The following is an 8,221-nucleotide window of genomic DNA, read 5'->3' as shown; positions in this document are numbered from 1 at the left end:
GCTTGGCGGCTTTTGTGTACCACTCCACCGCTTTGAAGTCATCCTGTTTAACGCCTTGTCCGTTGGAGTATCTAAACCCAAGATAGTTTTGCGCAACGGCATGCCCTTGCTCAGCGGCTTTGGTGTACCATTCCACCGCTTTGAAGTCATCCTGTTTAACACCTCGTCCATTGGCGAACATCACTCCAAGGTTTATTTGCGCAGCGGCATTCCCTTGTTTGGCAGCTTTTGTGTACCACTCTACCGCCTTGAAGTCATCCTGTTTAACGCCTCGTCCATTGGCATACCTCGCCCCAAGATTGGCTTGCGCTTTGACATCCCCTTGCTTAGCAGCTTTGGTGTACCACTCTACCGCCTTGAAGTCATCCTGTTTAACGCCTCGTCCATTGGCATACATCACCCCAAGATTGTATTGCGCATTGGCATGCCCTTGCTTGGCGGCTTTGGTGTACCACTCAACTGCTTTGAAGTCATCCTGTTTAACGCCTCGTCCGTTTTCATACATCCAACCAAGATTGGTTTGCGCTTTCGCACTCCCTTGCTTGGCGGCTTTGGTGTACCACTCAACTGCTTTGAAGTCATCCTGTTTAACGCCTTGTCCGTTGGAATACCTAACCCCAAGATTGGTTTGCGCAACGGCATGCCCTTGCTTGGCGGCTTTGGTGTACCACTCCACTGCTTTGAAGTCATCCTGTTTAACGCCTCGTCCATTGGCATACATCTCCCCAAGATTGAATTGGGCACCAAGGTTATTTTGATTAGCGGCTTTGGTATACCATTCCACAGCTTTACCTATGTCTTGACTTACTCCAACACCATCCTCATAACAAACCCCAAGATTAAATTGAGCTCGGTCATAACCTTGATTGGCTGATTTTGTATACCATTCAATAGCTCTAACCTCGTCTTTCTGCATGCCTAAGCCATTTGCATACATAACAGCAAGATTATTTTGTGCTACAGCATCGCCTTGCTTGGCAAGCGGCTCCCACTCTCTGTACGCAGAGATAAAATCACTCTTCTTGTAAGCAGCCCACCCTTCTTCAAATCCAGCCTGAACACTCATTGATAGACCAAATAAAGTTAATGCTGTAAAAAAATTTCTAAACATACGCCTTTATTCCGATAAATTTTTAACTTAATAAGTACAGCAACTCTTTTATAAAATTATATGAATACAAAACAGTGCAAAATCGATAACCCACAAGATTAGCATAAAATTTACCCTGCTAAAATGGCACTTTTATAAAACTCTATTACTAGGAAAGACATAAGGCAAAGTAATGTGGACAGTTTGCTAGATAAGCATGTAGCTAAAAATGGCTTTCAATCCACGCCAAATAAGGGTTGAGAGAGATTTTGTAGTTCCATTTTTATTCCAGATTTGATCCATTCTTGTTCCGATACCGTTCCCCAAATTGCCAAAAGAAAACTCAAGAACCAAACAGTGAATACATAAGCCTACTAAAATAAAAATTTAACTACACCTCCATTCATCCACAACACTGCCATACATATGAGCTATTGTTATGTACTAACTAATAAGCTTAACCATTATAAATAAAGGAATAGACAACAATTTCCCGTTCCAATTTTATTCCCTTTAAACCGCTACAGGCTTTGATTAAAAACTCGGTCTAAGAAATCCTCCTCGGATTCTCCACTCTTGATTTTAAAATTTTGAACGACCTTGCCACCTTCTGACTTGTTATGATGTTTTTCTTTCTTACCGCTTTCGATCATTGCCCCAGTTTCGGTCCAGTCTTTTGAATATTTAGGCTCCAGAGGAACAACAGTTTCTGCGCTCCAACCGGTATTTTTTTTCTTTAATCGGCACAAAAAAACCTTACCTACAAAGTGCTTTAACAGTTGCTGTGCTTTTCTATACCTTTCAACAGGATTCGATTCAAACTGCAATCGATACAAACGAGCAAACTTGCTTTGCTTTTCAACTCGAACATTACCTTTTGGGGAAATTTTGCAATTAAAATTGGCCATCGCTGTAAGCCCTAGAAACGCTTTTTCATGCTTATCGTCAGTAACCTCTAGATGCAATATCATTGTGTGATAAGGATTTTTTTTCAGTGACGTGCTTAGGCATATACACTCAATCTCATCTGTTGAAACTTCATCTAAATCAGAAAAAGCACTAGGGTCATCAAAATCGCTATAGTTATCAGCCATAACTCAGTACTCTCTATGCAATATTCGTATCTTTCTGTAAAAGCATTAGGAACATTTTTCCCGCTCAGCCATTCGCTCCTCTATCCAATCCTCAATCTCAGCAATAATCCAGACTGTTTTACTGAGCCCTAATTTGACAGGGCTTGGAAATGAAGGTGTTTTACTAATGGCCCGAATATGGCTTTTTGAATAGCCTGTAACAATTGAAACTTCTAACAAAGTATAAAAACGTTTAAGACTGTTTAGATTTACTTCTGGCTTATTAAGCTCTGAAGCTTGTTGGTTAGACATGATTAGCACCTTTCTACATTTTTCCTAAATGAGCAGCCGTCAATGACTCTGCTTGGTGCTAATTGTTATAGATTGGGAATAATAGGTAAAACACCCCTAAAAGGGAGTAAAAAGGGGTAACAAGGTAATAAAAGGGGTAAAAACGGAAAATTTGGTTTAAAAAATGGTTATTTAAAGGTCTACATCTAAATTATTTTTTTTCATCCATTTTCTAACGTAAGCTGAACTACATGCAATACCGGTTTCTTCTGCAACATGTTCTGACAACAACGCAGATAATGCTGTCAACCCCATCCTTTGATTTTTAGTACAAATATCATTAAATATTCTTTCTAGAACCGCATCCTTTTGTCTAGACTCATCTACCTGCAGAGGATTCCTATCGCCTCTTAGTTTTACCTGCCTATCCGAAAGACTTGTAGAAAACTCTGTTAATTTATCTTTATCAAAACCATGATTAAAAAAGCCTGTTCTTTGTTCAAATGCTTTGACATTATCGCGATTAACAAAAACTTCTGATGAATGCTTGAAACGACTATCGAGAAAATACACTCCATTTATATCCGCTTTCAAAATATCGCACTCTTCGTTTTTATAGCTAGTACTCATTATCACAAGACTGTGATCATCACTCGAACTATCAATAAGTAAGGAATCCACTTTTACTGGATTCTCTACATAACCTTTAACATCACCGCAATACTCTTCACAAGGGACGGGAGTACAACCTTCAGTTCTATGGCCTATAAACATAGGATGAGAAATTAAAAAAAGATCAATTTCACCAAAACGCCAATGCGCTTCTAAGTCGTTTAGAAAGTAACCAAATCCATTAAATTTTATTTGATCATAGCCCCAACGATAAAAAAGAAAGTCTAGTGCTACGTATTCAGGAATCGGAGCGTTAAACTTTGGAGGAATTACATTCATATTTTTCTCCTCTGTAAAAAACAAACCCAATTGAAAATAGGGGTTAACTAACCATGACTCTATGAATTGGAATCACGCTGCCTTTGCTCTGTAAAGCCTCTAAATAATCAGCCCATGCTTGCATCATCTCAGCTCGTTGCGGTAAATACTCAGCCTTATTGTACGTAGCACGAACAGTGTCTTTATTTAGGTGACTTAACTGCACCTCGATTAAATCTGCATTAAACCCCATTTCGTTTAACAAAGTTGATGCCGTATGTCTAAATCCATGAGAAGTGATTGCACCTGTGCCATAAGGCTTACCTGTTTTAGGATTTTTACGTCTTTTAAAAGCAGCTGTTGTCGTATTCTCACTTAAAGGTTTTCCTCGTCCACGACTTGTTGAGAATACAAATTCATTCCCCCCTGTCAGCTCTGCCATATCCAGTAATAAATCTTTAGCTTGTCTAGAGAGAGGTACTATATGAGGCTTATCGCGCTTCATTTCTTCCGCAGGTATGCTTATTTGATTAGAGTCAATGTCTACATACTCCCAACGTAAATAACGTACGTTGTAAGGTCTTAGAAATACCAGCGGAATGAACCTTAAGGCCTGTGTAACTGCGTAATCTTCACGAGGCCGAATTTCTTGCATGGATAAGAACAAATCTTTTAAATCATCTACATTGGTAATCGCACCAAAGTTCTTAGGTTTAGGCTTTTGGGGTAATAGCTCTTGTAAACCTTGAGCGGGGTTAATGTCCACAATTCCCAATAGGAAAATGTCGTTATACACGTTCTTCAGAGTACCGGCTAAACGTCTCGCAGTTTCAATTGCGCCACGCTGTACCATACGATCCAGTACGCCTAAAAGTTCCCGAGTATTCCACTCATTAACCGGCTTGCGGTCTAAAAAAGGGCTAAGGTTCTTTTCTATGCGTTGTATAAGATCAGATTCGGTTGAACTTTTGTAGCCCTGCTTTTTAATCCAAACCATGCAGAAGTCACTAAACCGCTTTTCATTTAGCTCCTTATCTGCTTTTGCTTTCTCTTTTAAGATTTTTGGGTGAACACCCTGTGCGACCAATTCGCGTGCTTCTTGGTGAATTTGTCTTGCACGCTTGATAGAGATTTCTGGATATTTGCCAATCGTGAATTTAATCGGCTTGCGTTGCATGGTAGTAATGTACTGCCAGACTTTAACACCTGTTGGTTTAAGCACAATATTTAGGCCGCCACCATCGGAATAACTTTTCTTGCCTTTAGGCGAATACTTCAAAGCCTTTATCTTTGGGTCAGTCAGTGCCATATTTATTACCTTTCTACCCTGTTTTGCGGGTAATAATAATCGGGTAATAAAAAGAGTAATAAATTAGACTAGCTTTGGCAAGCGGTAATAAACGCCTACAAGCGCGTAAAATCGCTTAAGGCGTTGATTTTAGACTAAAAAAAACCCCGACAAGCGGGGTTAATTTTTATGTATGGCGGAGACGGAGGGATTCGAACCCTCGATAGAGCTACAAACCCTATACTCCCTTAGCAGGGGAGCGCCTTCAGCCTCTCGGCCACGTCTCCTAAAATTGTGGGCGTATAATACCCACTCTAGAGAGGCTTGTAAAGCCTTTCAGATAGGTTTTTATAAACTTCTGCAATAAAATTTGATTGCCAAAACAGTTATGAAATTCGAAAGGATATTTTGAAAAAATATAGAGAATGAGAGCTTATGAACAACGGTTAGAGTTCATCGATTTATGAGTTTGACTGAGATTCAGTTTCGTTATTTTCTATAGCCATTTTTTCACGCTTTTTACCACCGTCCAATAACTCTTCTCGATGAATAGGAACAGACTGCGGAGCTTCAATTCCGATACGAACCTGACTGCCTTTAACAGAAAGTATAGTTACCTTAATGTCACTATCTATAACGAGTGCTTCCCCTTCTCGTCTTGTTAATACCAGCATTATTGCTCCCTCCAATAGAACACGAGTTTCAGTATAAGGTTTTGCTAGGCAGAAACAAACGCAACAGCGGTAATTGAAATAAGAGATTCGCGTTAAATTGAGCGAAGACAATTCTCTTATATAGACTAAGGTTAATTCACAAGCATCACCTATTTTAGGGGCTTTTATCGCTAGACATCGGATAATAGAGTTTGCGATATAAAAAACCCCGCTACGGAAAATTCCGTAGCGGGGTTCTCAATACTTAGATCTCTTTTTCTATTACTTCGATTCAACCCAGCCTATGACCGAAGCTAAAGCTGCTTCTAAATTTTCAGGCTGGTTTCCACCGGCCTGAGCCATATCTGGACGACCGCCACCTTTACCGCCAACTTGTTGCGCAACGTGGTTAACTAACTCACCGGCTTTATAAGAACTTGTTGCCGATTTGCTGACACCCGCAGTTAGCGCGATGTTATCGCCATCCACAGCAGCCAGTACGATAACCGCTGGCTCAAGCTTGTCTTTTAGCTTGTCCATGGTGTCACGCAACATATTTCGATCAGCGCCTTCCATCTTCGCAGCTAGGACATTGACCTCACCCACTTTCACTGCTGAGTTCGCTAGGTCATCACCTTGCGATGCTGCAAGTTTAGCTTGTAGAGCCTTAAGTTCTTTCTCAAGCGCTTTGTAATCCGCTGCCAATTGCGAAACTTTGTTCTCTACCTGAGTTTTATCACTCTTAACGGTTTCAGCGATATTTAACAACGCATCTTCTTCGTCGTAAATCACTTTCCATGCCGCTTCACCGGTAATCGCTTCAATACGACGCACACCAGAAGCAATACCGCTTTCAGACAGAATACGGAAAGGACCGATATCACCTACTGAATTTACGTGCGTTCCACCACACAGCTCAACTGAAAAGTCCCCCATATCGACCACGCGAACTACGTCACCGTATTTCTCCCCGAACAATGCCATTGCACCACGCGCTTTAGCATCTTCAATCGCCATTTCAGAAATGGTAACTGGAGTGTTGTTCATGATTTCAAGGTTGACCAAACGCTCAATTTCGCGCAGTTGCTCTGCAGAGATTGGTTCAAAGTGGGAGAAGTCAAATCGTAGACGATCAAAACGAACCAACGACCCTTTCTGACCCACGTGCGTACCCAATACGGTTCGCAGTGCAGAATGCAATAAGTGCGTTGCCGAGTGGTTTTTCTCGCAAGCACGACGCTTGGCGATATCGATTTTGGCGTGAATCGCTTGCCCTACCGCCACGGTGCCTGCAGTTGTTTTACCATAGTGAAGGAACAGCTTGCCTTGTTTTTGCGTATCATCAACGTGAAAACTGTGCATACCTTCGGTTAGGCTACCGCAGTCACCAGACTGACCGCCCGATTCAGCATAGAATGGGGTTTGGTCAAGCAAGATAACCGCTTCTTGACCTTCATCGATTGACTGAACCGCTTGGCCGTCCACGAAAATACCGATGATTTTGGCATCCGCTTCGTCTTGCTGATAACCGATAAAGTTGGTGCTACCGTCAAACTCGATACGTGCATTACCCGCCGCGCCGAAGTTCGATGCCGAACGGGCACGCTCACGTTGCGCTTCCATTGCCGCACCAAAACCAGCTTGGTCAACCGTTAGGTTTTTCTCTCGCGCCACATCGGCGGTCAAATCGATTGGGAAACCGTAAGTATCGTAGAGTTTAAACGCCATGTCACCGTCGATAACCGTACCGTCCATACCGGCTATGTACTCTTCCAACAGCTTCATACCGTTTTCTAGAGTCTCAGCAAAACGCTCTTCTTCCAGCTTTAAAACACGCTCAACGTTCGCTTGTTCTTTTGCCAACTCAGGGTAAGCTTCACCCATCTGCTCGACCAACGTTTGCACCAACTGATTAAAGAATGGCTGGCTCTGTCCTAACTTGTAACCGTGGCGAATCGCACGACGAATAATACGACGCAAGACATAACCACGGCCTTCGTTAGACGGCATAACACCATCCACAATGGTGAAGGCACAAGAACGAATATGGTCAGAGATAACGCGCAGCGAGCTATTGGTTAAGTCTTTTTCACCTGTTAGTTCAGACGCTTTTTTCACCAGCGCTTGGAATAGGTCGATGTCATAGTTGTTATGCACACCTTGCATCACTGCCGCCAAACGCTCAAGACCCATACCGGTATCCACCGATGGTTTTGGCAGAGGTGTTAGGGTGCCGTCCGCAGAACGGTCAAACTGCATAAATACTAAGTTCCAGATTTCGATGTAGCGGTCACCGTCTTCATCTGGCGAACCTGGAGGACCACCGGCAACATCGGCACCGTGGTCAAAGAAAATTTCTGAACATGGCCCACAAGGACCGGTGTCACCCATCGACCAGAAGTTATCTTTAGCACCACAACGAGAGAAACGTTCGCTAGAGACACCCATCTCTTTTAACCAAATATCTTCGGCTTCTTGGTCTTCTTCAAAAACGGTAATCCACAGTTTGTCTTCCGGAAGTTTTAGCTCTTCGGTCAGAAACTGCCATGCGAACTTAATCGCTTCGCGTTTGAAATAATCACCAAACGAGAAGTTACCTAACATCTCAAAGAAAGTGTGGTGACGTGCAGTGTAACCAACGTTTTCCAAATCATTGTGTTTACCACCGGCACGAATACAGCGCTGTACCGAAGTGGCACGACTGTAGTCACGCTTATCTTGGCCAAGGAAAACATCTTTGAATTGCACCATCCCTGCATTGGTAAACAACAGGGTTGGGTCATTCATTGGCACCACAGGGCTTGAATGCACCGCGGTGTGCTGGTTTTTCACAAAAAAGTCGACAAAAGCTTTTCTGAGTTCTGCACTGGTCATAGTTAATTAAACCTTAAAATAG

Annotated in this window: 7 protein-coding genes and 1 tRNA gene; all 8 read right to left on the bottom strand. The window is 42.4% G+C overall.

The genetic code is table 11. The features are described 5' to 3' along the window. The coding region (locus J3998_RS09880) for an SEL1-like repeat protein (protein WP_243750698.1) at positions 1–1,066 on the bottom strand (1,066 nt) is incomplete at its 3' end. Positions 1,067–1,611: 545 nt separating this feature from the next. After that, positions 1,612–2,184 carry a hypothetical protein gene (locus J3998_RS09870; RefSeq protein WP_208150497.1) on the bottom strand — a complete coding sequence of 191 codons (573 nt, stop codon included), beginning with the start codon at positions 2,182–2,184 and terminating at the stop codon, positions 1,612–1,614. A gap of 45 nt (positions 2,185–2,229) precedes the next feature. After that, entirely contained in the window at positions 2,230–2,475 is a 246-nt protein-coding gene (locus tag J3998_RS09865; RefSeq protein ID WP_208150496.1) for a helix-turn-helix transcriptional regulator, read from the bottom strand. A gap of 171 nt (positions 2,476–2,646) precedes the next feature. After that, positions 2,647–3,405: a hypothetical protein gene (locus J3998_RS09860; RefSeq protein WP_208150495.1), complete on the bottom strand. Its 759-nt coding sequence runs from the start codon at positions 3,403–3,405 to the stop codon at positions 2,647–2,649. A 43-nt stretch (positions 3,406–3,448) separates the two neighbouring features. After that, complete coding sequence (locus J3998_RS09855; RefSeq protein ID WP_208150494.1) at positions 3,449–4,693, bottom strand: tyrosine-type recombinase/integrase; 1,245 nt, start codon at positions 4,691–4,693, stop codon at positions 3,449–3,451. Positions 4,694–4,866: 173 nt separating this feature from the next. Next, a tRNA-Ser gene (locus J3998_RS09850) sits at positions 4,867–4,959 on the bottom strand. Between the two features lie 174 nt (positions 4,960–5,133). Continuing rightward, positions 5,134–5,346 carry a carbon storage regulator CsrA gene (csrA, locus tag J3998_RS09845; protein WP_208150493.1) on the bottom strand — a complete coding sequence of 71 codons (213 nt, stop codon included), beginning with the start codon at positions 5,344–5,346 and terminating at the stop codon, positions 5,134–5,136. Between the two features lie 261 nt (positions 5,347–5,607). Further along, positions 5,608–8,199, bottom strand: a complete 2,592-nt coding sequence (alaS, locus tag J3998_RS09840) for an alanine--tRNA ligase (protein WP_208150492.1) — start codon at positions 8,197–8,199, stop codon at positions 5,608–5,610. Positions 8,200–8,221: the final 22 nt, after the last annotated feature.

Origin of the sequence: Thiomicrorhabdus marina (assembly GCF_017571465.1) — a bacterium.
GTDB lineage: Bacteria > Pseudomonadota > Gammaproteobacteria > Thiomicrospirales > Thiomicrospiraceae > Thiomicrorhabdus > Thiomicrorhabdus marina.
Note: the sequence above shows the minus strand (reverse complement) of the source record. Positions and strands in the feature narration are given on the sequence as shown.

Coding starts and splice junctions, on each gene's coding strand:
- J3998_RS09870 (WP_208150497.1), bottom strand. CDS start 2,184: ATGGCTGATAACTATAGCGATTTTGATGACCCTAGTGCTTTTTCTGAT.
- J3998_RS09865 (WP_208150496.1), bottom strand. CDS start 2,475: ATGTCTAACCAACAAGCTTCAGAGCTTAATAAGCCAGAAGTAAATCTA.
- J3998_RS09860 (WP_208150495.1), bottom strand. CDS start 3,405: ATGAATGTAATTCCTCCAAAGTTTAACGCTCCGATTCCTGAATACGTA.
- J3998_RS09855 (WP_208150494.1), bottom strand. CDS start 4,693: ATGGCACTGACTGACCCAAAGATAAAGGCTTTGAAGTATTCGCCTAAA.
- csrA (WP_208150493.1), bottom strand. CDS start 5,346: ATGCTGGTATTAACAAGACGAGAAGGGGAAGCACTCGTTATAGATAGT.
- alaS (WP_208150492.1), bottom strand. CDS start 8,199: ATGACCAGTGCAGAACTCAGAAAAGCTTTTGTCGACTTTTTTGTGAAA.